The following is a 24,734-nucleotide window of genomic DNA, read 5'->3' as shown; positions in this document are numbered from 1 at the left end:
CGCTGAAAGTAAAAAGCCGACCTTAAGGTCGGCTTTTTTTATGGCTGCTGCACGGGCTTCCTCATCCCGGTCACCTCCGGCATGACCTGCCGCATCAACTCCAGAAAACGCCGCAAGCGTGCCGGATAATAACGGGACCAGGGATAAACCAGATGCACCGGTAGCGCCGCTGGCTGCCACTCCGGCAGCAAATGCACCAGCCGTCCGTCCTGAATATCGTTCTGTACCGTCCAGCTGGAAACCACCGCCACGCCAAGCCCGGTGAGTGCAGTGTTACGTGCGACATAAAGGCTGTCGGTACTTAGCCGTGGCGTAATAGCAATCCGCGCGGTGGCGGGCGAAGTATCGTGAAAAAGCTCCACATGACGCTGGTAGAAAGAGCTGATGGCTATCCAGGGAAACTGCTGCAAATCCTCCGGCGTGGTAACCGCTGGAAAACGGGCCAGCAGTGCCGGTGAAGCCACCACCGAGCGCGGTACTTCCGCCAGCAGCACGGATACTGTCGCCGGATCGACCTCCACGCCTACCCGAATAGCGCAGTCAAGATTGTCGCCGAGGAAATCCGCCGACCTGTCGTTGAGCATCCACTCAATCGAAAGCTGCGGATAGCGTTGCAAAAATTCGGTTACGGGTTTAAGAAGCTGATCCTGACCAAACGCGTGGGGAGCGCGCACCCGCAGCACGCCTACCGGCTCATCTTCTGTCTGCCCCACCTCATCTTCCAGCGCCAGCCAGCTGTCAATCACCCGACGGGCGTGCTGATAGCAGCGCTCGCCGTCATCCGTCAGCCGCGTCGTGTGGGTGGTGCGCAATATCAGGCGTACGCCCAGCATGGTCTCAAGCGACTGTAACCGTCTGCTCACAGTGGCCTGGGTGGTGGCCAGCTGCCGTGCCGCCGCAGAGAGGGAACCCGCCTCCACGATGCGAACAAACGTCCGCATTAGCTCCACCCTGTCTATACGCTCAGCTCTTTTCATCGCCTTTTCACTTATACGTTCAACGTATAAGCGTTTTACCACCGGGCCCGCTACCGTCGCAAGGCGTACTGATAAAAAATAGCCTCACACGACGAATGAGGAACTTCTTATGAACACAACAACCGCCGCCCATGCCGTGAGCCGCTGGGTGATTTTAATGCTGGCGATCGGTGCAGGTTTCAGCGTGGCATCAATCTATTATGCCCAGCCTCTGCTGCCGCTGATGGGCGCAGACCTTCATCTGAGTATCGAAGGAATGGGCATGGTCCCGACGCTCACCCAGGCGGGATATGCCCTGGGGATCCTGTTCCTGCTTCCGCTCGGCGATCGCCACGACCGCAGGACGTTAATCCTGATAAAGAGTGCGGCGCTGGCGCTGTTTCTTCTCAGCTGTAGCCTGACCGGGCAGATCCACTCTCTGCTGCTGGCAAGCCTGCTCATCGGCATGGCCGCCACCATGGCACAGGATATCGTCCCTGCCGCGGCCATCCTTGCGCCGGAAGGTAAACAGGGGAAAACCGTGGGCACGGTAATGACCGGGCTGCTGATGGGTATCTTATTATCAAGAACCGTGAGCGGCGTGGTGGGTGAAGCGTTTGGCTGGCGCGTCATGTACCAGCTGGCTGCGGCGAGCATTGCGTTCATCGGGGTGATGATGTGGTTTGTGCTTCCCCGTTTTGCCATTCACTCCACGCTGAGCTACCCCGCGCTGATGCGCTCAATGGAACACCTGTGGCGTCGCTATCCGGCGCTGCGCCGTGCGGCGCTGGCTCAGGGCTTTCTGTCGATTGCCTTTAGCGCCTTCTGGTCTACGCTTGCGGTCATGCTGCTTGAGCACTATCACCTGGGCAGTGCCGTAGCGGGTGGTTTTGGTATTGCAGGTGCCGCCGGTGCGTTAGCTGCCCCGCTGGCAGGGGGTCTGGCGGATAAACTGGGCGCAGGAAAAGTCACGCAGCTTGGTGCCGTTCTTGTGACCGTCTCATTTGCCCTGATGTTCCTGATGCCCGCGCTGGGCGTTCATGGACAGCTGATTCTGATCGCCATCTCTGCCGTCGGGTTCGACCTGGGTCTGCAGTCAAGCCTGGTCGCTCACCAGAATCTGGTATACAGCCTTGAACCACAGGCTCGGGGTCGTCTCAACGCCCTGCTCTTTACGGTGGTCTTTATCGGGATGGCGCTGGGTTCCGCGTTAGGCAGCAATATCTACTCGCTGGCTGGCTGGACGGGTGTGGTCGCGCTGGCGACGGTCTGTGGCGTCATTGCACTGGCAATTCGTCTGATTGAAAGCGCGCGTGTCGCCTCCGCATCAGCAGAAGTTGCATAAAAAAAATGCCCAATCCAGGCGGATTGGGCAGTAAAACATGCCCAGTTTCAAGACATGTTCCAAGAGGTCAAGATGTTATTTGTTCAGCTGGAACAGAGACATGCCCTGCATATCGCTAAACGCTTTATAAGACGCCTGCAAGGCCGCCTGCTGCATGGTGTAAGAGGAAATCGCTTCGTTCCAGTCGACATCAACCAGGTCGCTCATCTGCTTGGTCTGACCCAGCGCGCGGTCATCACCCAGCGTATCGAGTTTTTCCAGCTCGTTCATCTTGGTTCCCACATCCGCAACGACCGTCAGGACATTGTTCTGGGAGTTTTTGATGCCGATTTGCGCATTGGCAATCACCTGGCTTTGCGCCGTTGCAGCAGCCGGATCGTTTTCAATCGGCGTCTTCAGCGAGGCAATGGCAGAATCCAGTATTTTGAACATGTTCGTCTGGCCATATCCACCGCCCGGCAGCTGTTCTGCATTACTGGTAATGCTTTCGAAAATTTGCTGGCCGGTATGGCTAATGGTCATATTTCGCGCCGTATCAACCTGCTGCGTGATGGCCTCTGCGCCGCCGTTATAATCCCCGGTCGCGGCATCAAACGGTGCGCTCTCGGTTTTGTATCCCGCAAAGATAAAGCGACCATTACCATCCGTCGTGTTGGCCAGGTTCATAAGCTGATCGCGGATCCCCTGAATATCGGTCGCCAGAGAAAGACGGTCGTCATCGCTTAACGTGCCGTTCGACGCATAAACGAGCTTCTCGCGCACGCTCGAGATCGCGGTGTTGACCTGGGTTAACACGTTATCTTCCAGCGAGACCTTCTGCGTTGCAAAGGTACGCGCGAGCGCAAACTGGCTGTTTTGCGACTGAGACTGTGACAGAACGATGGCCTGCGACGCGGCGATAGGATCGTCCGAAGGACGATTGACGCGCTTGCCGGTGGACATCTGCTCACCGTAGCTCAGCCATCTGCTCTGGGAATCGGTGATCCCACGCATGTTCTGCTCGTACATCATCTGGGTGCTAATACGCATTGTTCACCTCAACCTTAACGAATGTTGATAATTGCATCGAAGAGCGTACTGGCAGTCTGGAGAACCTGGGCGTTAGCCAGGTAATACTGCTGATAACGCTGCAAATTGCCATACTCTTCGTCGAGGTTTACCCCAGAGATGGTCTGCTGCTGCTTGATTAACTGCGTTTCCACGTTGGCTTTCGTCTGGCTGCTCACCTTCAGTGACGCCGTTGAGCTACCGACGGTACTGACGAGAGAGGCATACGCATCGTTGAAGGTTTTGTTTCCCCCCACCACTTTGCCGTTTTGCAGATCGAGCAGTTTTTGGCCGTTACGGTTATCACTCTCGCCGCCGTTCTGCACCGATGCCATCGCCAGCTTGGACTCGTCGCTGATCGCGAGTTCCATGTTCATGATGACGTTGGAAACAGGCTTCACGGTAAAGCTGTCTTTGGTGTTTGCCGTACCGCTTACGTTGACGTTAAGGCCATCAAACGACAGATTGCCGCTGGCATCCGGGCTCATCGTAAAGCTGGTTTTGTCTGAAGTACGGGTAACCGTCCAGTCAGTGCCGTTAAACTGCAGCTTATAGTCTGTCGCCTGGACCTGCTTGCTGTCCGCTACAGAAGCCGTAACAACCGCCGAACCGCCGTTCTTGCTGCTGGACAGGACCGCCGGAGAGCCGAAGTTGAACAGCTTCCCGCCCGCATCACCGTTCGCATCAAAGCCGGCTTCATGCTGCGTGTTCATTGAATCTGCAAAGGCCAGCGCCATCTGGTTCAGGGTGTTACGAGCTTTATCAAGATCTTCCGTGCGGAAGGTCAGTAAACCGCCCAAAGAACCGGTGGTAATCATCTTTTCCGGGATCTCGACATTACCCGCCACGTCGTCGACATAGGCCACGGTGGTACGAGCCGGATCTGCACTCGACTTCACGGCAGCCAGCTGGTTAGCTTTGCTGCCCTGAACCAGGCTGTAACCGTTGCCGAAAGAGATGTTAAACGTACCGCTATCCTGAACAGACACTTCCACGCCGACGATTTTGTTCAGCTCATTGACGAGCTGATCGCGCTGGTCGAGCAGATCGTTAGGCGATGCGCCCGCACCGACGCCGGTCAGACGAGAAATCTGATCGTTCAGGTTCGCAATCTGTTTGGCATAGTTGTTGATCTGAGACACGCTGGTCCCAATGGCGGTATTGACCTGCGTATCCTGGTCACGCAAATACTGATCGTTGGTTTTGAACTGATTGACCAGACCACCCGCTTTACCCAGCACCGTCTGACGTGCAGCCGGGTCTTCCGCGTTGCTCACCAGCGTTTGCAGGCTTTTGAAGAAATCCTGCAGGGTGGTGGAGAGCGAGTTGGTGGTATCAGAGAGCACATCGTCGATTTTTGACATCTGCTGATAGCGCGTCGTCAGACCGCTGCTCTGCGTCTGCGCGGCGCGCAGCTGGTTGGTGATGAAGGCGTCATACTCACGCTGGACACCGGAGACATACACCCCGTTACCCACCCAGCCACCGCCGGTCAGCGTGCTGTTAGATGCGCCCAGCACCGTGGTCTGGCGGGTGTAACCTGCCACGTTATAGCTTGAAATATTATTACTGACGGTATTGAGTGCCGACTGCGCAGCACTGAGGCCACTCATGGCGCTGTTAATCAAACTGGACATGGGGGTTCCTTTTATACGTTCAGACACGAGTCCTGATGAAGGTTATCGGCAACCTCCACCGGGACTTGAGAACTTTCAGAACAGATTTTCAATATCTGTGCTATAGGCTTTGCTGACTTTCTCGCCCATGGATTTCAGCTGCTGGATCATGCTGGTGAGCTTGCGTGCATAGTTCGGGTCAGTCGCGTAGCCCGCGTTTTGTAAGGCCTGAGCGCCCTGCTCCGCCGTCGCCGCCTGCGTAACGGCGGTATAACGCGGATTTCGGCTCAGCAGGCCAACGTAGTCGGACAATGCTTCCAGATAAGAGCTGTAGACGCGGAATTTTGCTTTGACCTTCACCGCCGCACCGTTCTCGTATTCGGTGGTCGTGATCTCCGTTGTTGGCCCCTTCCAGCTGGAGGTGGCCTTCACGCCGAAGATGTTGAAGCTCGGCTCGCCGTTTTCCTTGCGGATCTGGCGCTGGCCCCAGCCCGACTCCAGTGCGGCCTGCGCAAGAATCAGATGATGCGGCACGCCGCTCTGTTCGCTGGCAAGACGCGCAGGCAGAGAAAGCTGCGCCAGGAAGTCTTTGCTGTCACCGGAGAGCGGCTCATCGCCGCTGCCCGTGGCTTTTGGCATCGCTTTACGCACCATTTGCGTCAGGGCCTGGTTCTGATAACTGGTCACCGTTTCCAGGTCGAACTTCATCGGCACCTGCTGCGTCTGATCCTGAGGCTGAATGCCCTGCGCGGCTTCGGTCTGTTTGACAATCATGTCAGCCAGACCGAGGCCTTTACCGGCGGTCATCTGCTGCGCAATCTGCTGGTCATACATGCTGGTGTAGAGACGCGTTGAATCACTGCTGAACATCCCGTCTTTCGGCAGGGTTTCACGCATGCTTTTCAGCATCATCTGTACAAACATCCCTTCCACCTGGCGGGCGACCGGGCGGATGTTCGCCGCTGGGTCTTTTCCTGCTTTGGTTTTCAGTTCGTTGAGCGACTGGGCATCCCAGGCTGCACTGGTCAACAGTTTGCTATCGGTCAGCATTAGATGATTTCCAGTTTGGCGCGCAGGCAGCCCGCGCTTTGCATGGATTGCAGAATGGACATCAGGTCCATCGGCGTTGCACCCAGGGCGTTCAGGGCACGCACCACGCTGTTCAGGTTGGCGCTGGAGCGAACGCTCTGCAGCGACCCGCCGCTCTGACGCATATCAATCTGCGTTTGCGGCGTCACCACCGTCTGACCGCCACCAAATGGCGTATTCGGCTGGCTAACGTTCGCGGAGCGGTTTACCGTTACGGAGAGGTTGCCCTGCGCTACGGCACAGCTGTCCAGCGACACTTCCCGGTTCATGACCACCGAGCCGGTACGGGAGTTGATGATCACCTTGGCATCCTGAACCGGAACGTTCACTTCCATATTCTGGATATCTGCCAGCATGCGCACCTGGTTGCTGCTGCCGGTAGAGGTACGGATCTGCACGGTGCGCGCATCGAGTGCCGTTGCATTACCGTAGCCGCGGCTGCGGTTGATGGTATCGGCAATTTGCTGCGCCATGGTGAAGTCTTCATTATTGAGCTGCAGGTTGATGGTGTTGCCCGCGCCAAACTGGGTCGGCAGTTCACGCTCAATGATCGCCCCGTTGGTGATACGTCCACCGTTAAGCTGGTTCACCTGCACGCTGCTTCCGCCTGCGGAAGCGCCCGCACCGCCAACCAGAATGTTCCCCTGCGCCAGTGCATAGACCTGGCTGTCGACGCCTTTCAGCGGGGTCATCAGCAGCGTACCGCCGCGCAGGCTTTTGGCGTTACCCATTGAGGAGACCACCACGTCAATGGTCTGCCCCTGACGAGCAAACGCCGGGTAGGACGCGGTGACCATTACCGCGGCCACGTTTTTCAGCTGCATGTTAGTTCCCGCCGGCACGGTAATGCCGAGCTGGGAAAGCATGTTGTTCAGACTTTGGGTAGTGAACGGCGTCTGGGTGGTCTGGTCACCGGTACCATCCAGGCCAACCACCAGGCCATAGCCAATCAGGGAGTTTTCACGTACTCCCTGAACGCTGGTGAGGTCGCGAATACGGTCAGCCTGGGCAAATGTTGCCACCAGCGCGAGCGCCACGGCGAAGATCGATTTAAACATGGGTCACCTCGCTTACATTGGCGATAAATTAAGGAAGAAGCGCTGCAGCCAACCCATATTTTGCGCTTCATTGATATAGCCGTTCCCGACGTACTCAATGCGCGCATCCGCCACCTGGGTAGATGGAACGGTGTTGGTGCCGCTGATGGTGCGAGGGTTAACCACGCCCGAGAAGCGAATGAATTCAGTGCCCTGGTTGATGGCGATCTGTTTTTCACCCACAACGTGTAGGTTGCCGTTAACCAGTACCTGGTCAACCGTGACCGTCAGCGTGCCGCTGAAGGTGTTGCTGGCGTTGGCACCGCCTTTACCGTTAAAGGTGTTGCCGCCGGAGGCCTCAACATCCGCACGGGCATTGCCGAACAGGCCCTGCAGATAGCGTGGCACGGTATCGAAGCCAAAATTGGTTTTGCCATCGCGGCTGGCGTTCGCCGACGAGCTCTTGCTCGCGCTGACGTTTTCCTGCAGCACAATGGTCAATGTATCGCCGACGTTACGCGGGCGGCGATCTTCAAACAGCGGCTGATAGCCGTAATTAATCGGCTGCGCGGTCTGGAAAATGGAGCCGTTTACCACTGGCGCGGGGCCAGGAACGGGTTGGGCAGTCGTCGCACCCTGGACCAATGGTTTAGACGGGATCAAAGCACACCCGCTAAGGGTGACAGCCAGAACAGTCAGTATCGGATAACGAAACGCCGCGTTTTTTTGCATTGCCTTCATCTTCGAAAACAGGGAGCCGGCGCGGCGTTTACCGCACCGGGCTACACCTTAGAGTTGCGTCAGTTTCTGCAGCATCTGGTCGGTCGTCGACACTGCTTTACTGTTAATTTCATACGCGCGCTGGACCTGGATCATATTCACCAGCTCTTCCGCCACGTTCACGTTGGACGTTTCAACATAACCCTGGTACAGCAGACCCGCGCCGTTCAGGCCCGGGGTGCTCTCATTCGGCGTACCGGAGGATTGCGTTTCGGTGTAGAGGTTCTCACCAATGCTTTCCAGACCGGTATCGTTCATGAAAGTGGTCAGGTTGAGCTGCCCAACCTGAACCGGCGCGGCCTGTCCCTGCTGGGTCACGCTGACCACACCGTCACGTCCGATGGTGATGCTCAGGGCGTTCGCCGGGATGGTAATCGCAGGCTGAACCTGGAAACCGCCCGCCGTCACCAGCTGGCCGTTCTGATCGACCTGGAACGAGCCGTCGCGGGTGTAGGCAGAGGTCCCGTCAGGCAGCTGCACCTGGAAGAAGCCCTGGCCTTTGATTGCCACGTCCTTGCTGTTGTTGGTCTGAGACAGGTTGCCCTGGCTGTGCAGACGTTCGGTGGCCACCGGACGAACACCGGTACCGATCTGCAGACCCGATGGCAGCGTCGTCTGTTCAGAAGACTGCGCGCCCGGCTGGCGGATGGTTTGATAAAGCAAATCTTCGAAAACGGCACGCTGACGCTTGAAACCATTGGTGCTCACGTTTGCCAGGTTGTTGGCAATCACGTCCATATTGGTTTGCTGGGCGTCCAGGCCAGTTTTCGCGATCCATAAGGAACTGATCATAAGGAGTCCTGTTAACTCATAGCCAGAAGTTGGTTAGCCTTGCCCGCGTTTTCATCCACGCTGCTGATGATCTTCATCTGCATTTCAAAACGACGGGCGCTGGCGATCATGTCGGTCATGGCTTCGACCGGCTTGACGTTACTGCCTTCCAGAACGCCGGACATCACGCGGATGCTCGGATCGGCCTGTAACGTGGCGCCACGCGTCGCCTGAGCCGCCTGGGTCAGACGGAACATGCCATCGTCGCCACGCTGCACGTCTTTGGCTTCCGCCTTCACCAGCTTCAGACGTCCGACGGGCGCAACGGTGTTGGCCGGGTCGCCCGGATTCAGCGCCGAAATGGTGCCGTCCGCAGCGATAGTGAGCTCGGAGCCTTCCGGCACGGTCAGCGGACCCGCTTCCCCCATCACCGGATGCCCCTGAATCGTCAGCTGGCCCGTCGCGCTCACCTGAATGTTGCCGTTACGGGTATAGCCTTCGCTGCCGTCCGCCGTTTGCACCGCCAGCCAGCCGTCCTGCTGCAGGGCAACGTCCAGCGGGCGTGAGGTGTAATCCATCTGCCCTGGCGTCATATCGGCGCCAGGGGTTGATGCTGTCACCAGCGTACGGGTCGGCAGGGAAAGCCCTTCTACCGGCACCGCGCGAAGCGCATTAAGCTGGGCGCGAAAGCCCGGCGTTGAGGCGTTTGCCAGGTTGCTGGCGGTAACGGCCTGCTGATTGAGCGTCTGACTTGCCGCGCCCATCGCGGTATATATTGCGTGATCCATTGCGCTTTCCTGTTAGCCGCTTAACGCAGGTTAACCAGCGTGTTGAGGATCTGGTCCTGGGTTTTGATGGTCTGCGCGTTCGACTGATAGTTACGCTGCGCGACGATCATGTTCACCAGTTCTTTACTCATATCCACGTTGGAGGCTTCCAGCGCGCCGTTGGTCAGCTTGCCGAAGTTACCGGTGCCTGCGGTGCCCAGCAGCGCCACGCCGGAAGACTGTGTGGCAGACCAGACGTTGTCGCCTTCAGACTTCAGGCCTTCGTTGTTGGCGAAGTTTGCCAGCACGATCTGACCCAGAACCTGAGACTGTTCGTTAGAGTAGCTTCCCACCACGGTGCCATCGTCGTTGATCTGGTAGCTCACCAGGTCGCCAGGCTTGTAGCCGTTCTGATTGGTTGCCACCACGCTGTTTGCACCGGTGTTCTGCTGCATGGAGTTCTGGAAACTCAGGGAGAAGGTCGCCGCCGTCGCACCGCTGACAGAACCCGTGGTGATGTTAATGGCCGGCGTGGCGTTTGGCGCTGCGCTCAGCACGCCCGCTGCGTCGTAGTTATAGACACCCGCCAGGTTACCGTTCGCATCAAAGTTCATCTGCGCCGCTTTCGTCGCAGCAGAACCCGCAACGCTGCCGTCCTGAGTGTAAAGATCCCATTTATTGTTGGCCGTCTTAACGTAGTAGACGTACATGTTATGGGCGTTACCCTGGCTGTCGAATACGGTCACGGTACCTTTTTTGTTATAGGTATCCGGGTTGGTCGCATCGAAGGGGGCGGTTTGAACAGGATCGGTTGAGTTCAGGTTGATCTGCTGCGTGGCGGTGGTGGTTGATTTCGCCGCCATCAGGGTATTCGGGATAGTAATCGCCTGAGGATTCGCACCGGTCTGAACGGTTGGAGGCGTTCCTGCTGCCGGGTAGCCCGTCAGCTGCATGCCCTGCATGTTAACCAGCGTACGGTTTTCATCCAGTTTGAACTGGCCGTTACGGCTGTAGAACACAGAACCGTTAGAATCGACCATACGGAAGAACCCGTTCTGGCTGATGGCAACGTCCAGGCCACGGCCGGTGTTGGTGGTGGTGCCGTCGCTAAAGTCCTGAGTGATGCCTGCAACTTTTACGCCCAGACCCACTTTGGAACCGGCAAACATGTCTGCAAAAGAAGCAGAACCGGATTTAAAACCATAGGTCGCGGAGTTGGCGATGTTGTTGCCAATGACGTCCAGGTTGGTGGCCGCAGCATTCAGGCCGCTGACCGCTTGAGAAAAGGCCATGACTTACTCCTGATAAGTGTTAAGGCTTAGATAATCTGCCGAACTTCGTCGAGTGTGGTGGAACCAGAGGTTCCCAAATCCAGTTTGTTGCCGTCGCTTCCTTTAATCACGCCCTGGACCAGCGCGAACTGCAGCGGCTGCGCCACCAGCTGGGTCGTCCCGTTGCTGGCGCTGATCGCTACTTTGTAAGAACCGTTTGGTGCTTTAGTGCCGTCGGTCAGGCTGCCATCCCACGTAAAGGTGTGAACGCCCGCCTTCAGCTCACCGATATCAATGGTGCGCACGACCGTGCCGTTGCTGTCGGTAATGGTTGCGGTAACTTTCTCCGCCGCCTGCTGCAGCTCAACGCCAAACGGCGTGGTGGTCGTTGTGGTGTTCCCTTCAGTGGTGCTGGTGCCCGCCAGAATCGTGGTTCCAGGGATCATCACCCCGTGACCAATCAGGCTCGCGGCCTGCAGAGACTGGCTGCTGCCAATCTGGCCGGAAACGGCACCGAGGGTAGTGTTGAGCTTCTCAATGCCGCTCACGGTGCTGATCTGCGCAAGCTGCGTGGTCAGTTCGTTATTCTGCATTGGGTTGGTGGGATCCTGGTTCTTAAGCTGCGCCACCAGCAGCGTCAGAAAGCTGCCCTGAAGATCGGAGGCATTGCTCCCGGTCAGGGAGTTAGAACCCGTCGTACTCTTCGTGTTATTAACACCCGAGTTCGTAGGATCATTCACATTTACGGCGATGGACATGCATGTCTCCTTTACTGGCCGAGAGTGAGTGTTTTGAGCATCATGCTCTTCACGGTATTAAGCACTTCGACGTTGGCCTGGTAGCTACGGGAAGCCGACATGGAGTTCACCATCTCACCCACCACATCCACGTTTGGCATTTTCACGTATCCGCTGGCATCCGCGAGCGGGTTACCCGGCTCATACACCAGCCTGTCCGGCGCCTGGCTCTCTACCACATCAGACACCTTCACACCGCCCGTCGCCGCGCCTGGCGCCGCATCGACCTGAAAGACAACCTGTTTGGCACGATAAGGCTGGCCGTCGGGTCCGGTTACGCTGTCGGCGTTCGCCAGGTTACTGGCGGCCACGTTCAGGCGTTTGGACTGCGCGGTTAACGCCGAACCGGCAATATCAAAAATATTCAACAAGGCCATCTATCAGTTCCCCCCCTGCAGGACGTTCATCATGCCTTTGATTTGTCCGCCGAGTACGGTCAGGCCCGTCTGGTATTTCAGGCTGTTATCGGCAAACTGTGTACGCTCCCGGTCCATATCCACGGTGTTACCGTCGAGTGAGGGCTGATCGGGAATACGGTAAAGTAAATCGGTCGCTGGCGCGGTCATCGCCTGAGCAGGAATATGGCGAGAGGATGTCATGGCGAGTGCAACACCCGTTCCTTCGGCACGTCCACGCTCCATCACCTTTTTGAGTTCACTGGAAAAATCAATATCGCGCGCCTGAAACCCCGGGGTATCGGCGTTAGCGATGTTGGCGGCTAAAATCTCCTGCCGCTGGGCGCGTAAGTTGAGCGCTTCCTGCTGAAAACGTAACGCGGCGTCGAGTTTATCGAGCATGTCTCCTCCGCTGATGGCAAAATTTCAGTTCACAGCTTAAATCTCACCCGGTCTCCCCTATCGACGGAATAAGCGCAAAATGCGTCGCTATTTATTGCGTTGATGCAAAACCACTGCAGGTAGAATTCATTCAATTCTGGAAACGGTGGAACTTGCGATGCAAACGTTAAAACGTGGCCTGGTGGCAACTTTCTTGCTGTTTAGCCCTCTGGTGCAGGCTGATGGCTTACAGGATCGGCTGACGGCTTTTTTTGCTGAAAAGCTGGCGGGCTTTTCCGACGAGGTTAACGTTACCGTGCGCACCCCACCGAATCTGTACCCAACCTGTGACCAACCGTCATTCAGCGTGACGGGGACTACCAAGCTGTGGGGGAATGTGAACGTGCTGGCACGCTGCGCGAACGAAAAACGCTATTTACAGGTTGCAGTTCAGGCGACGGGCAATTATGTTGTCGCCGCCGTGCCCATTGCGCGCGGCAGCGTCCTGCAGACGAACAGCGTGACGTTAAAACGCGGGCGTCTGGATCAGCTGCCGCCACGCACCATGCTTGAAATGAACCAGGCACAGGACGCCGTCAGCCTGCGTGATGTCGCCCCCGGCCAGCCGATACAGCTTTCAATGCTGCGTCAGTCGTGGCGGGTAAAAGCGGGTCAACAGGTGATGGTGGTGGCCAACGGAGATGGCTTTAGCATCAACAGTGAAGGGAAAGCGTTAAACAATGCCGCGGTTGCGCAAAACGCCCGCGTCAGAATGTCCTCAGGCCAGGTGGTGAGCGGAACCGTCGATTCTGATGGGAATATTCTGATTAACCTATAATCTTTTTAAAGATTTCGCGGCGCGTGCCGATAAATATTCCACTAATGATGATATCAGGCGCAAACGCCGCGAACCCTCGATGAGGACAACACTATGAGCATTGATCGTACATCAGCCCTGAAGCCGGTAAGCGCTGTACAACCTCGCGAAACGAATGACGCTCCTGCGCAGAAAACGCGTCTGGAAAAACCGTCAACGTCCAACAGCACCAGCGTTACCCTGAGCGACGCGCAGGCAAAACTGATGCAGCCAGGCAGCAACGATATCAATATGGAACGTGTTGAAGCGCTGAAAACGGCTATTCGTAACGGTGAGCTGAAAATGGACACCAGCAAAATCGCTGACGCCCTGATTCAGGAAGCACAGAGTTTCTTACAGAGTAACTAACCGTATGAGTCGACTGTCAGAAATACTGGATCAAATGACGGTTGTTCTTAACGACCTGAAAACGGTAATGGACGCTGAACAACAGCATCTCTCTTCCGGTCATATCAACGGCAGTGCGCTGCAGCGTATTACTGAAGATAAGAGTTCACTCCTGGCGACGCTGGATTATCTGGAGCAGCAGCGCCGTGCTGAGCAGGATACTAAGCGTAGCGCCAATGACGATATTATTGAGCGCTGGCAAACCATTACCGAAAAAACCCAGCATCTGCGCGATCTTAACCAGCACAACGGCTGGCTACTGGAAGGTCAGATTGAACGTAACCAGCAGGCGCTTGAGGTATTGAAACCGCATAAAGAAACCGGACTGTACGGTGCGGATGGTCAGACAGCGACTGCGCGTATTGCGGGAGTTAAAAAGATTTCGATTTGACGCCTGAGCGACAAATCATGCAGCGGGGAGCACCATAAGGTGAACTCCCCTTTTGGCGTTTATGCCGTACGGCGGGCAAACTCTTTCACTTTGAACCCCAGCACCGCGAGCGTGGCAAAATAAGCCACCACCCCGACGCCTACCACGGCCATCAGCCGCATCAGACGGTAAGGCATGGTGCCCAGGGACCATTCCGGCATCACGTACATCATGCCAAGCAGCGCGGCAGACATTACCAGTACCGCAACGATCAGACGCGCCAGGAAACTCCCCCAGCCCGGCTGCGGCGTAAAAATATCCTGCTTGCGCAGCTGCCAGTATAACAGCCCGGCATTCAGACAGGCCGCCAGACCAATCGATAATGACAGGCCTGCATGCTTCAGCGGACCAATAAACGCCAGGTTCATCAGCTGCGTCATAATCAGCGTCACGATGGCAATTTTCACCGGCGTTTTGATGTCCTGACGCGAGTAGAACCCTGGCGCCAGCACCTTGACGACGATCAGCCCCATCAATCCGACCGAGTAGGCAATCAGCGCGCGCTGGGTCATGGCAGCATCAAAAGCGGTGAATTTTCCGTACTGGAAGAGCGACACCGTTAACGGTTTAGCCAGAATACCCAGCGCCACCGCGCTTGGCAGGGCCAGCAGGAAACAGAGACGTAATCCCCAGTCCATCAGGCGGCAATATTCATCATGGTTGCCGCTGGCAAAACTTTTCGACAGCGACGGCAGCAGAATGGTCCCCAGCGCCACGCCCAGCACCCCGGACGGAAATTCCATGAGGCGGTCGGCGTAGTACATCCAGGAAACCGAACCGGACACGAGGAAAGAGGCAAAGATGGTGTTGATGATAAGCGAGATCTGGCTGACTGAGACGCCGAGAATGGCGGGCCCCATCTGCTTGATCACGCGCATCGCCCCGGCATCTTTGAGATTGATGCGCGGCAGCACCAGCATGCCGATTTTTTTCAGATGCGGCAGCTGATACGCCAGCTGCAGCACGCCGCCGACGGTGACCGCCCAGGCCAGCGCCAGCACCGGCGGGTTGAAGTGCGGCGCGGCGAACAGGGCAAAACCGATCATGCTGACGTTGAGAAACGTCGGCGCAAACGCCGGGACAGAGAAGCGGTTCCAGGTATTCAGGACAGCCCCCACCAGCGAAGCCAGCGAGATGAGCAGAATATAGGGGAAGGTAATGCGCAAAAGCTGCGAGGTCAGGGCAAATTTGTCAGCCGTATCGGCAAACCCGGGCGCGGTCACCATAATCACCCAGGGCGCGGCCAGCATCCCGAGTACGGTCACCACAGCTAAAGCCAGCGTCAGCAATCCGGAGACATAAGAAACAAAGACGCGCGTCGCGTCTTCACCCTGCTTGCTTTTATATTCCGCCAGAATGGGCACGAATGCCTGGGAAAACGCCCCTTCAGCAAAAATACGACGCAGCAGGTTCGGCAATTTGAAGGCGACGAAAAAGGCGTCCGTGGCCATCCCTGCACCAAATACCCTTGCCACAATGGCGTCGCGTGCAAATCCCAGCACGCGGGAAAACATGGTCATCGAGCTGACGGCCGCCAGCGATTTTAATAAGTTCATTAACGTGAATTTCCAGAACCATACGGATTTCCAGGACGGGCAAGCGTAAGCGCCACCCGGCAAAGCCTACAAGCGGCGCTTAGTCTACCCGGATTTCAACGAATTACTATCCGCAGATGTTACAGCGAGTTATTCACTCATGGCATCGCGCCAGAGCCTTTCTACAATGCGCTGCGCCATAATGGCCTGCTCGCCGGACGTTTCAGGAACCGTCTGATTTTGCACGCAGGTGATAAAGTGGCGGGCGCATCCTGCGAAACCGCGCTGCTCGAGGGTGCTCTGCCAGCCTGGCGCCGGGAGCGTCACCACGCCGTTGCCCTTCTCTTCCCTCCACTCGCGCATGTCCGTAATGTCGTACAGCGCGCCGTCGGTCACCGCCTGCACGGATTCACGCTGGCTACCCGCCCGACGGTGCATGCTGGTGGTAATCTGAAGATGCTCAACGGAAAAGTGGTGTTCAGCGTAGACCATTTGCCCCTGATCGTTTGTCACGAGGGTGCCGCTTTTCAGCTGCGCATTACCGTTGGTCAGCCACAGCGCCGTATCCACCACATGCAGGTAATCATCCAGAAGGGTGAACCGCAGATCGTTTGGCCCAATGCTGTCGGTACGGTGCTTATCCATTCGCAGCGACGCAAGCGTGCCCGACTGCGCCTTAAGCTGCTGGTAAAGCGGCGCGAAGCGGCGGTTGAAGCCCACCATCAGCGTCAGTTTTTTGCGCGCCGCCAGTTCGATCAGACGTTCCGCGTCCGGAACATTTTCCGCCAGCGGTTTATCCACGCAGACGTGAACCCCCGCATTGAGCAGCTCGCTCACCACCTGATAGTGAGTTGCCGTTGAGGTATGCACAAAAACCGCATCACACTCGCGGGCCAGAACCTGCAGGGAGGCAGCGTACGGAATGCGCCAGGTTTCGCAGATACGTTCTGCCTTTTCTCGCGTGGGTGACCATGCCCCTTGCAGGGTCCAGTCCGTCGCCGCACCTAAAACAGGCAGCCAGGCTTTTTGCGCAATGCCGCCCAGCCCCACCACGCCTACGCGTAATTTTTTCACCGTCAGTCTCCCAGATGTGCCAGCAAGGCATCCAGACGCTGTTTCAGCCCGGCGACCTCTTCTTCCAGCGCTTCTACGCGCGCGGCAAGAGTGTCTGTGCCTGCTGAGGATACCGCGTCGCTCTCCACGGTAGCGACATCGACGTCGCCGCTGAACAGATGCATATAGCGGCTTTCACGTTTGCCCGGCTCGCGCCCCAGACGCACCACGTACGGGCCGTCTTCACGAGAAGCCAGCCCTTCGAGGGTCTGCTCAACTTCCTGCATATCGCTGAACTCATGCATACGGGAAGCGCGCGTGCGCAGTTCCCCCGGCGTCTGCGCCCCGCGCAGCAGCAGCGTGGTGATGACTGCCACTTCCGCGCTGCTCAACTTCAGGTCGCCAAATTCGGAGTTACAAAAGCGCTGTTCGTACTTGGTCACGCGGTTGCCGAAGCCGCTGACGGTGCGCAAATAGTGGCGTTTTACCAGCGCATCCAGCACGTCCTGAACGTCATGCTCGCTGAGGTTCATCACCGGCTCGCGGTTGGTTTTCTGGTTGCAGGCCATGGTCACGGCGTTGACGGAGAGCGGATACTGCTCCGGCGTGGTGACCTGTTTTTCGAGTAAGCACCCAATCACGCGCGCTTCTGTACCGTTTAGCTGATACTTCATCTTTTCTCCTTAACGACCTGCGGTCCAGTCCCGGGTGGTTAACGCCGTCAGAACGTGGTCGCGCCACTCTCCGTCTATCAACAGATAGTCTTTGGCGTAACCCTCTTTCTCGAACCCTAAACGCGCCAGCAAATTGCCGCTGCGCTGATTATGCGGCATATAGTTCGCCATGATGCGATGGATATGCTGCGTGCGTTGCATATAGCGGATCGCCACCGTTAACGCCTCGTACATCAACCCCTGTCCCTGCCATTTCTGGCCGATGGAGTAGCCAAGGTAGCAGGCGTGAAACGACCCGCGCACCACGTTTGAAAAATTGGCGATCCCGATAATCTCTTTCTCTTCGGGATCCAGCAGAGCGAAATAAAACGCGCTGCCCTGCTTGTGAAATTCCGTAATCATGCTGAGGCGCGCCTGCCAGCCGGAAGGGTAACAATGGCTCTCATCCCGAACGGGTTCCCATGGTTTTAAAAACTGGCGATTCTCGGCGTAATAATCCGCCAGACGCCAGGCATCACGCTCATGCACCAGACGAACGACCAGCCTGTCCGTTGTCAGACGCACTTTTGGCACATTACTGCGATAGCCAAACATCGATCCCACTCCTTCCCGTCACTTCTGCTTACCCATTAGCTTTACTATACCTGCGCCTGCGCCGTCTGTGAAAACAGTGACATACCATTTTGGTCGCTTTTCACTATTTTCGATGAGAACTCTCTATCAAAGCAGCCTTTTGATAAAAAAATATTGTCACGCCCGGGGGTGGGAAAAAACGCGGCGACACCGCAGAATGTTAGCGTGCTCACCATCTTATTTTCCCTGGAGGGAAAATGTCCCGCGTATCACAGGCCAGGAGCCTGGGTAAATATTTCCTGCTCGTCGATAACATGCTGGTCGTGCTCGGCTTTTTTGTCGTATTTCCCCTTATATCGATCCGCTTTGTCGATCAAATGGGCTGGGCGGCATTAATGGTCGGCATTGCCCTGGGGCTACGCCAGTTTGTCCAGCAGGGTCTGGGCGTCTTTGGCGGGGCTATCGCCGACCGCTTTGGCGCTAAACCGATGATCGTTACCGGTATGCTGCTGCGCGCGGCAGGGTTTGCCACGATGGCGGTCGCCCAGGAGCCCTGGCTGCTCTGGTTCTCCTGCTTTCTCTCCGGCATCGGGGGCACGCTGTTCGATCCGCCACGTACCGCGCTGGTGGTGAAGCTTATTCGCCCTCAGCACCGCGGCCGTTTCTTCTCGATTCTGATGATGCAGGACAGTGCCGGGGCGGTTGTCGGCGCCCTGCTGGGAAGCTGGCTGCTGCAGTATGACTTCCGTCTGGTCTGTGCGGCTGGGGCGGTGCTCTTTATTCTGTGCGCGCTGTTTAATGGCCTGTTCCTGCCCGCCTGGAAGCTGTCGACGGTCAAAGCGCCGGTCCGGGAAGGGCTTGGCCGGGTCCTGCGCGACAGGCGTTTTGTCACCTATGTGCTGACCCTGACGGGCTACTACATGCTGGCCGTACAGGTCATGCTGATGCTGCCGATCATGGTTAACGATATTGCGGGCACTCCTGCAGCCGTAAAATGGATGTACGCCATTGAAGCCTGCCTGTCGTTAACGCTGCTCTATCCGATTGCCCGCTGGAGCGAGCGGCGTTTTCGTCTGGAGCATCGCCTGATGGCCGGACTTTTCCTGATGACGCTGAGCATGATGCCGATCGGCCTGGTGAACTCTCTCCAGCAGCTGTTTACGCTGATTTGCACGTTCTATATTGGGTCAATCATCGCCGAGCCTGCCCGCGAAACGCTGAGCGCCTCGCTTGCGGATGCGCGTGCGCGCGGCAGCTATATGGGGTTCAGCCGCCTGGGGCTGGCGCTCGGCGGTGCATTAGGTTACGCCGGGGGCGGCTGGTTGTTTGATGCCGGCAAAGCGCTAAACCAGCCCGAGCTACCATGGATGATGCTCGGCGTGGTGGGCTTTATGACGCTACTGGCCCTGTGGTGGCAGTTCAGCCAAAAACGCAGCGCGAGCGGCATGCTCGAGCCTGGCGCGTAGCCTTTCCCTCGGGCGGGAGCGCCTCCCGCCCCACTTCTCAGTTTTTTCTGCTGGTTTCTGCCCATTCACGCTGACATACTGGCGTAACAGGACAGAAGCGCCGATTTTCGTTGAGGAACACTATGAAGAAAATTGTCTTTGCCGCTGCATTAGTTTTCAGCGGCCTGCTGGTTGGCTGTAACCAGCTCACGCAATATACCGTCAGTGAACAGGAAATTAATCAGGCGCTGGAAAAACATAACAATTTCTCTAAAGACATTGGCGTGCCGGGACTGGCGGACGCGCATATCGTGCTCACAAACCTGAGTAGCCAGATCGGACGTGAAGAGCCAAACAAAGTCACCCTGGCCGGTGATGCGGACCTCGATATGTCCTCCCTGTTTGGCAATCAGAAAGCCAACATCAAGCTCAAGCTGAAGGCACTCCCTGTTTTCAACAAAGAGAAAGGGGCGATTTTCCTGCAGGAGATGGAAGTGGTCGATGCGAAGGTGTCTCCGGACAAGATGGCACCGGTTCTGCAAACCCTGATGCCCTATCTGAACCAGTCGCTGCGTAATTATTTTAACCAGCAGCCCGCGTACGTCTTAAGTGAAGACAAAAGCAAGGGTGAAGCCCTGGCGAAAAAATACGCAAAAGGCATAGAGGTGAAACCGGGCGAAATTATCATTCCTTTCACCGATTAACCTGAAGGGCGCTGCGGCGCCCTTTTTTTTCACGGAAAAGTGTGCAAACGAAAACGTTTCCGCTTATGATTTGTGTCCGGCAAAAACAGCCATCCTTATGACTGATTCCTGACAAGCCGGAGCTTCCATGACTGCACAACCCCAGGTTCTTAAAATCCGCCGCCCTGACGACTGGCATATCCATCTGCGCGATGGCGATATGCTGAAAACCGTCGTGCCTTATACCAGCGAAATTTATGGCCGCGCGATTGTCATGCCTAACCTGGTTCCACCAGTCACCACCGTCGATGCCGCGATAGCCTATCGCCAGCGCATCCTGGATGCCGTGCCTGCGGGACACGATTTTACCCCGCTGATGACCTGCTATCTGACCGACTCGCTGGACCCGAACGAAGTGGAGCGTGGGTTTAACGAAGGCGTCTTTACGGCAGCGAAACTCTACCCGGCAAATGCCACCACCAACTCCAGCCACGGCGTCACCAGCATTGATGCCATCATGCCGGTTCTGGAACGCATGCAGAAACTGGGTATGCCGCTGCTGGTCCATGGTGAAGTCACGCACGCGGAGATTGACATCTTCGACCGTGAAGCCCGTTTTATCGAGACCGTGATGGAGCCTTTGCGCCAGCGCCTGCCAGCGCTAAAGGTGGTTTTTGAACATATCACCACCAAAGACGCGGCAGAGTACGTGCGTGACGGCAACGATCTTATCGCCGCCACCATTACGCCACAGCACCTGATGTTTAACCGTAACCACATGCTGGTGGGCGGGGTGCGCCCTCACCTCTACTGTCTGCCTATCCTCAAGCGCAACATCCACCAGCAGGCGCTGCGCGAGCTGGTCGCCAGCGGGTTCTCCCGCGCGTTCCTCGGTACCGACTCCGCACCTCACGCCCGCCATCGTAAAGAGGCGAGCTGCGGCTGTGCAGGCTGTTTCAACGCCCCAACGGCGCTTGCCAGCTACGCAACAGTATTTGAAGAGATGAACGCGCTGGAACATTTCGAAGCATTCTGCTCCCTTAACGGCCCGCGCTTCTACGGCCTGCCGGTCAACGACACCTTCATCGAGCTGGAGCGGAAAGCGAGCCACGTTGAGGAGTCCATTGCCCTGACGGATGATACGCTGATCCCATTCCTGGCGGGTGAAACCGTTAACTGGACGGTAAAACGTTAAAAAATCAATCCCCCTTGTTGTCAAACAGATAATATACCTGTATAAATAAACAGTATATTACACAGGGGGCATTTATGCGTATTGAAGTCACCATAGCCAAAACTACCGTTCTGCCTGCCGGCGCGCTTGATGCACTGGCAGGCGAATTATCCCGCCGTATTAACAACACCTTTCCCGATAACGCGGGTGCCGTAACGGTGCGTTACGCCGCGGCGAACAACCTATCCGTCATTGGTGCTGCGAAAGAAGATAAAGATCGCATCAGCGAAATCCTGCAGGAAACGTGGGAAAGCGCAGACGACTGGTTTATCACAGATTAACACTGCTCCCTCATTGTGTTTTTTGCCGGGTCGCCCCGGCTTTTTTTTGTCTAAAAATCCTGCAAGTTCAAATTAATTCGGCATCTTCTTTAAGAATCGTGAACAAGATGGTGTTTTATTGTTCGAACAATCCTAAAAAGCAGAAAAATGTGTTGCCAGCTGTTTATTTTTCCCGTCGGAACCCTTATTACTTGGTATACTGAAGATGCTTTCAGAAAAACATGCATTGAACCTCAAAGCCGTTGTCTTCTAACACGCATTAAGGGGGTTATAATGGAAAAGAATAGTGAAGTGATCCAGACCCATCCACTGGTTGGTTGGGATATCAGTACCGTAGATAGCTACGATGCGCTGATGCTGCGTTTGCACTACCAGACCCCGAATCAACTCAACCGTGAAGAAGCGGAAGTTGGACAGACGCTGTGGCTAACAACAGACGTCGCCCGTCAGTTTATTTCTATTTTAGAAGCAGGTATTGCAAAAATAGAATCTGGCGACTATCAGGAAAATGAGTATAAACGGCACTAAGCTTATGCCCACTTTTCTCTCTACAGGCACCCTCGCGGTGCCTTATTTATTTCTCCCTTGTCTAACCCCGCGTTGTTAATTACTCTGCTAACAAAACGTCAGTTTATGAGATGCATATGAAATACGACTTAATCATTATTGGTAGCGGCTCCGTGGGTTCCGCCGCCGGTTATTACGCAACACAGGCAGGCCTGAAGGTCCTGATGATCGATGCCCACCTTCCTCCTCATTCGGAGGGCAGCCATCATGGCGATACCCGCCTCATGCGCCACGCGTATGGAGAAGGCGAGCGCTATGTACCGCTGGTGCTTCGCGCCCAGACGCTGTGGGATGAACTGGCGAAGCAGACCGAAGAGCGTATTTTCGAGCGTACCGGCGTCATCAACCTTGGCCCTTCCCATTCTGATTTTCTCGCCAGCGTCGAGCGCAGCGCAAAAGCCTTTAATCTTGATGTCGAGAAGCTGGACGCGACGGGCATTACCGCGCGCTGGCCTGAAATTACCGTCCCCGACGATTACATTGGCCTCTTTGAAGCCCACTCCGGCGTGCTGCACTGTGAAACAGCGATCAAAACCTGGATCGATCTTGCCGCGAAAGCCGGCTGCGCGCAGCTGTTTAACTGTCCGGTAGAGGCTATCACCGATGACGAGAATGGCGTCACGGTAACGACTATTGACGGCGACTATTCAGCGTCCCGCCTGCTCGTCAGCGCAGGAACCTGGGTCACGCGCCTGCTGCCGGAACTGCCTGTCCAGCCGGTGCGTAAGGTCTTCTCCTGGTTCCAGTCGGATGGGCGCTACAGCGCGCAGAATAAATTCCCGGCCTTTACCGGCGAATTGCCGAATGGCGATCAGTTCTACGGTTTCCCTTCCGAGAAAGACGCGCTGAAAATCGGTAAACACAACGGGGGCCAGGCTATCGCCTCTCCTGACGAGCGTAAGCCCTTCGGCGCCTTCCCACAGGATGGTTCAGAGGCCTTCTCGTTCCTGCGCAATATTCTTCCCGGCGTCGGTGGCTTGCTGTATGGCGCGGCCTGTACCTACGACAACACGCCGGATGAAGACTTTATCATTGACACCCTGCCGGGGCATGACAACGTCCTGCTTATTACCGGGCTGAGCGGCCACGGCTTTAAGTTTGCTTCCGTGCTGGGTGAAATCGCCGCGCAGTTTGCCCAGGGCATCACGCCGCAGTTTGATCTGACGCCCTTCTCCCTCTCGCGATTTAACGGATAATCCGCCACGGGCTCCGGACGTCCCGGAGCCCGTTTCATTTACACTGCATGTTGGGGCGTTATGCGCAGGATCGTTAACTTTCTTATGAATAATATTCGCGAGCATTTTATGCTCTATATCTTACTGTGGGCGCTGCTGGCCATTATTGATTTTGTTTACATCGTATTTTATTGAAAACCATGATTGACAATAATTGACGTTTATTTAGCTTTGCTGAAACTCTCAATTTCATCTTGCACGAAGACATTGAATTACATTTATTGATCCTGTTCAAAAATGCTGAAATAAATAAAATAAAAATCAATAGACAATTATTTCAGTTGCAATATCAACTCTTCCCGTTCATTTTTACCCTTCGGTTTATTTGAAATGGACATTCTTATGCAATTGCGTAACTCCTCCCGGCGCTACGGAATAATATCCATAAGTTTGCACTGGATATTTGCTCTTGCCGTCTACGGTATGTTTGGACTTGGGCTCTGGATGGTCACGCTCAGCTATTACGATGGCTGGTATCACCAGGCGCCAGAGTTGCATAAAAGTATTGGTGTCCTGCTGATGCTGGGGCTGGTCTTCCGAGTGATCTGGCGACATATCTCCCCGCCGCCCGCCGCGCCAACGTCTCACAGCAAATTTACCCGCGTTAGTGCAGTCGCCGCGCATATTGCCCTCTATGCGCTGCTGTTTGCCATCCTGATTAGCGGCTATCTCATTTCGACGGCTGACGGTAAGCCGATTAACGTTTTTGGCCTGTTCGAGGTTCCGGCAACGCTTAGCGATGCCGGGGCGCAGGCCGATACGGCGGGGGTAGTTCACCTCTGGCTTGCCTGGAGCGTGGTGATCCTGTCCGTACTTCACGGGCTTGCCGCCCTCAAGCACCATTTTATTGATAAAGACGATACGCTAAAGCGCATGCTTGGCCGCTCGTCAGTTGACTCTGGAGCATAAAATGAAAAAACACCTGCTGGGTATCGCCCTGGGTTCTCTGTTATTCACCGCCGGTAATGCCGTGGCGGCGGAGTATAAAATTGATAAAGAGGGCCAGCACGCTTTCGTCAATTTCCGTATTCAGCACCTGGGCTACAGCTGGCTGTACGGCACCTTTAAGGATTTTGACGGCACGTTCACCTTTGACGAGAAAAATCCCGCGGCCGATAAAGTCAATGTGACGATTAATACGAACAGCGTCGACACGAACCACGCAGAGCGCGATAAACACCTGCGAAGTGGGGAGTTCCTCAACGTCGCGAAATTCCCGCAGGCGACCTTCACTTCTACTGAGGTGAAGAAAGACGGTGATAAGCTGAATATTACCGGCAACCTGACGCTTAACGGCGTAACCAAACCGGTCACGCTTGATGCTAAATTACTGGGCCAGGGTGACGATCCGTGGGGCGGTAAACGCGCAGGCTTTGAAGCGGCAGGGAAAATTCACCTGAAAGATTTTAATATCACAACGGATTTAGGCCCGGCGTCTCAGGACGTGGAGCTGATTATTTCCGTTGAAGGGGTACAGCAGAAATCATAATAACTTCGCCCGGCAGGTT

Annotated in this window: 29 protein-coding genes; 13 read left to right on the top strand and 16 right to left on the bottom strand. The window is 56.0% G+C overall.

Going from position 1 to position 24,734, the window contains the following annotated elements; genetic code table 11:
• Window positions 1-38: 38 nt before the first annotated feature.
• Window positions 39-941, bottom strand: a complete 903-nt coding sequence (locus F0319_RS04105; protein WP_376708926.1) for a LysR substrate-binding domain-containing protein — start codon at window positions 939-941, stop codon at window positions 39-41.
• A 145-nt stretch (window positions 942-1,086) separates the two neighbouring features.
• On the opposite strand from F0319_RS04105, the gene F0319_RS04100 reads away from it, so the two are divergent.
• Entirely contained in the window at window positions 1,087-2,301 is a 1,215-nt protein-coding gene (locus F0319_RS04100; RefSeq protein WP_149366329.1) for an MFS transporter, read from the top strand.
• A gap of 75 nt (window positions 2,302-2,376) precedes the next feature.
• Here F0319_RS04100 and flgL read toward each other — a convergent pair whose 3' ends face one another.
• The 11 genes from flgL to flgB form a co-directional block, all read right to left on the bottom strand.
• Complete coding sequence (gene flgL / locus F0319_RS04095; protein WP_033145208.1) at window positions 2,377-3,330, bottom strand: flagellar hook-associated protein FlgL; 954 nt, start codon at window positions 3,328-3,330, stop codon at window positions 2,377-2,379.
• Window positions 3,331-3,344: 14 nt separating this feature from the next.
• Complete coding sequence (gene flgK, locus F0319_RS04090; protein ID WP_111965536.1) at window positions 3,345-4,985, bottom strand: flagellar hook-associated protein FlgK; 1,641 nt, start codon at window positions 4,983-4,985, stop codon at window positions 3,345-3,347.
• Window positions 4,986-5,060: 75 nt separating this feature from the next.
• Window positions 5,061-6,014 carry a flagellar assembly peptidoglycan hydrolase FlgJ gene (flgJ, locus tag F0319_RS04085; protein WP_047061570.1) on the bottom strand — a complete coding sequence of 318 codons (954 nt, stop codon included), beginning with the start codon at window positions 6,012-6,014 and terminating at the stop codon, window positions 5,061-5,063.
• A complete protein-coding gene (locus tag F0319_RS04080) occupies window positions 6,014-7,111 on the bottom strand; it encodes a flagellar basal body P-ring protein FlgI (RefSeq protein ID WP_029740346.1) in 1,098 nt (365 codons plus the stop codon). Before F0319_RS04080 ends, flgJ begins: the two co-directional genes overlap by 1 nt.
• 12 nt (window positions 7,112-7,123) lie before the next feature.
• Window positions 7,124-7,822 (bottom strand): flagellar basal body L-ring protein FlgH, encoded by a 699-nt coding sequence (gene flgH / locus F0319_RS04075; RefSeq protein WP_023311139.1) that lies wholly within the window; start codon window positions 7,820-7,822, stop codon window positions 7,124-7,126.
• A 57-nt stretch (window positions 7,823-7,879) separates the two neighbouring features.
• The gene (gene flgG, locus F0319_RS04070) at window positions 7,880-8,662 is read right to left on the bottom strand and encodes a flagellar basal-body rod protein FlgG (RefSeq protein ID WP_008500810.1); all 783 of its coding nucleotides are present in this window, start codon (window positions 8,660-8,662) and stop codon (window positions 7,880-7,882) included.
• Window positions 8,663-8,673: 11 nt separating this feature from the next.
• Complete coding sequence (locus F0319_RS04065) at window positions 8,674-9,429, bottom strand: flagellar basal body rod protein FlgF (RefSeq protein WP_033145205.1); 756 nt, start codon at window positions 9,427-9,429, stop codon at window positions 8,674-8,676.
• Window positions 9,430-9,449: 20 nt separating this feature from the next.
• Entirely contained in the window at window positions 9,450-10,700 is a 1,251-nt protein-coding gene (gene flgE, locus F0319_RS04060) for a flagellar hook protein FlgE (RefSeq protein WP_111965534.1), read from the bottom strand.
• Window positions 10,701-10,726: 26 nt separating this feature from the next.
• Complete coding sequence (gene flgD / locus F0319_RS04055) at window positions 10,727-11,437, bottom strand: flagellar hook assembly protein FlgD (RefSeq protein WP_111965533.1); 711 nt, start codon at window positions 11,435-11,437, stop codon at window positions 10,727-10,729.
• An 11-nt stretch (window positions 11,438-11,448) separates the two neighbouring features.
• Window positions 11,449-11,853 (bottom strand): flagellar basal body rod protein FlgC, encoded by a 405-nt coding sequence (gene flgC, locus F0319_RS04050; protein ID WP_008500814.1) that lies wholly within the window; start codon window positions 11,851-11,853, stop codon window positions 11,449-11,451.
• 3 nt (window positions 11,854-11,856) lie between these two features.
• The gene (gene flgB, locus F0319_RS04045) at window positions 11,857-12,273 is read right to left on the bottom strand and encodes a flagellar basal body rod protein FlgB (RefSeq protein WP_023311135.1); all 417 of its coding nucleotides are present in this window, start codon (window positions 12,271-12,273) and stop codon (window positions 11,857-11,859) included.
• A gap of 157 nt (window positions 12,274-12,430) precedes the next feature.
• Between flgB and flgA the strand changes: the two genes are divergently transcribed.
• The 3 genes from flgA to flgN all read left to right on the top strand — a co-directional run bounded on the left by flgA (window position 12,431) and on the right by flgN (window position 13,907).
• Entirely contained in the window at window positions 12,431-13,090 is a 660-nt protein-coding gene (flgA, locus tag F0319_RS04040; protein WP_149366328.1) for a flagellar basal body P-ring formation chaperone FlgA, read from the top strand.
• 93 nt (window positions 13,091-13,183) lie between these two features.
• Complete coding sequence (flgM, locus tag F0319_RS04035; RefSeq protein ID WP_023311133.1) at window positions 13,184-13,477, top strand: flagellar biosynthesis anti-sigma factor FlgM; 294 nt, start codon at window positions 13,184-13,186, stop codon at window positions 13,475-13,477.
• A gap of 4 nt (window positions 13,478-13,481) precedes the next feature.
• Window positions 13,482-13,907 carry a flagella biosynthesis chaperone FlgN gene (gene flgN / locus F0319_RS04030; RefSeq protein WP_111965531.1) on the top strand — a complete coding sequence of 142 codons (426 nt, stop codon included), beginning with the start codon at window positions 13,482-13,484 and terminating at the stop codon, window positions 13,905-13,907.
• A 59-nt stretch (window positions 13,908-13,966) separates the two neighbouring features.
• On the opposite strand, the gene murJ is transcribed toward flgN, so the two are convergent.
• The 4 genes from murJ to rimJ all read right to left on the bottom strand — a co-directional run bounded on the left by murJ (window position 13,967) and on the right by rimJ (window position 17,802).
• Window positions 13,967-15,502 (bottom strand): murein biosynthesis integral membrane protein MurJ, encoded by a 1,536-nt coding sequence (gene murJ / locus F0319_RS04025; protein ID WP_149366327.1) that lies wholly within the window; start codon window positions 15,500-15,502, stop codon window positions 13,967-13,969.
• A 129-nt stretch (window positions 15,503-15,631) separates the two neighbouring features.
• On the bottom strand, window positions 15,632-16,555 hold the full coding sequence (locus F0319_RS04020; protein ID WP_149366326.1) for a Gfo/Idh/MocA family protein: 924 nt from the start codon (window positions 16,553-16,555) through the stop codon (window positions 15,632-15,634).
• A 2-nt stretch (window positions 16,556-16,557) separates the two neighbouring features.
• Window positions 16,558-17,208: a YceH family protein gene (locus tag F0319_RS04015; protein WP_149366325.1), complete on the bottom strand. Its 651-nt coding sequence runs from the start codon at window positions 17,206-17,208 to the stop codon at window positions 16,558-16,560.
• Between the two features lie 9 nt (window positions 17,209-17,217).
• Window positions 17,218-17,802: a ribosomal protein S5-alanine N-acetyltransferase gene (rimJ, locus tag F0319_RS04010; protein ID WP_008500822.1), complete on the bottom strand. Its 585-nt coding sequence runs from the start codon at window positions 17,800-17,802 to the stop codon at window positions 17,218-17,220.
• Between the two features lie 236 nt (window positions 17,803-18,038).
• Here rimJ and mdtH point away from each other — a divergent pair, with 236 nt between their 5' ends.
• From mdtH to F0319_RS03965, 9 genes are all read left to right on the top strand, one after another.
• Window positions 18,039-19,247, top strand: a complete 1,209-nt coding sequence (gene mdtH / locus F0319_RS04005; protein WP_149366324.1) for a multidrug efflux MFS transporter MdtH — start codon at window positions 18,039-18,041, stop codon at window positions 19,245-19,247.
• Window positions 19,248-19,369: 122 nt separating this feature from the next.
• Complete coding sequence (locus tag F0319_RS04000) at window positions 19,370-19,930, top strand: lipoprotein (protein ID WP_111965526.1); 561 nt, start codon at window positions 19,370-19,372, stop codon at window positions 19,928-19,930.
• A 127-nt stretch (window positions 19,931-20,057) separates the two neighbouring features.
• Window positions 20,058-21,104, top strand: a complete 1,047-nt coding sequence (pyrC, locus tag F0319_RS03995; protein ID WP_023311125.1) for a dihydroorotase — start codon at window positions 20,058-20,060, stop codon at window positions 21,102-21,104.
• Between the two features lie 74 nt (window positions 21,105-21,178).
• A complete protein-coding gene (dinI, locus tag F0319_RS03990) occupies window positions 21,179-21,424 on the top strand; it encodes a DNA damage-inducible protein I (protein WP_008500826.1) in 246 nt (81 codons plus the stop codon).
• A 273-nt stretch (window positions 21,425-21,697) separates the two neighbouring features.
• A complete protein-coding gene (gene bssS / locus F0319_RS03985; protein ID WP_008500827.1) occupies window positions 21,698-21,952 on the top strand; it encodes a biofilm formation regulator BssS in 255 nt (84 codons plus the stop codon).
• Between the two features lie 116 nt (window positions 21,953-22,068).
• Entirely contained in the window at window positions 22,069-23,187 is a 1,119-nt protein-coding gene (gene solA, locus F0319_RS03980) for an N-methyl-L-tryptophan oxidase (RefSeq protein ID WP_111965525.1), read from the top strand.
• A gap of 60 nt (window positions 23,188-23,247) precedes the next feature.
• Window positions 23,248-23,361 carry a YceO family protein gene (locus F0319_RS03975; RefSeq protein WP_032639612.1) on the top strand — a complete coding sequence of 38 codons (114 nt, stop codon included), beginning with the start codon at window positions 23,248-23,250 and terminating at the stop codon, window positions 23,359-23,361.
• A 207-nt stretch (window positions 23,362-23,568) separates the two neighbouring features.
• A complete protein-coding gene (locus tag F0319_RS03970) occupies window positions 23,569-24,135 on the top strand; it encodes a cytochrome b (protein WP_111965848.1) in 567 nt (188 codons plus the stop codon).
• A gap of 1 nt (window position 24,136) precedes the next feature.
• Entirely contained in the window at window positions 24,137-24,715 is a 579-nt protein-coding gene (locus F0319_RS03965; protein WP_149366323.1) for a YceI family protein, read from the top strand.
• Window positions 24,716-24,734: the final 19 nt, after the last annotated feature.

This window comes from Enterobacter vonholyi, from assembly GCF_008364555.1.
Lineage (GTDB): Bacteria > Pseudomonadota > Gammaproteobacteria > Enterobacterales > Enterobacteriaceae > Enterobacter > Enterobacter vonholyi.
The sequence above is the reverse complement of the archived record's forward strand: the minus strand, read 5'-3'. Positions and strand labels throughout refer to the sequence as shown.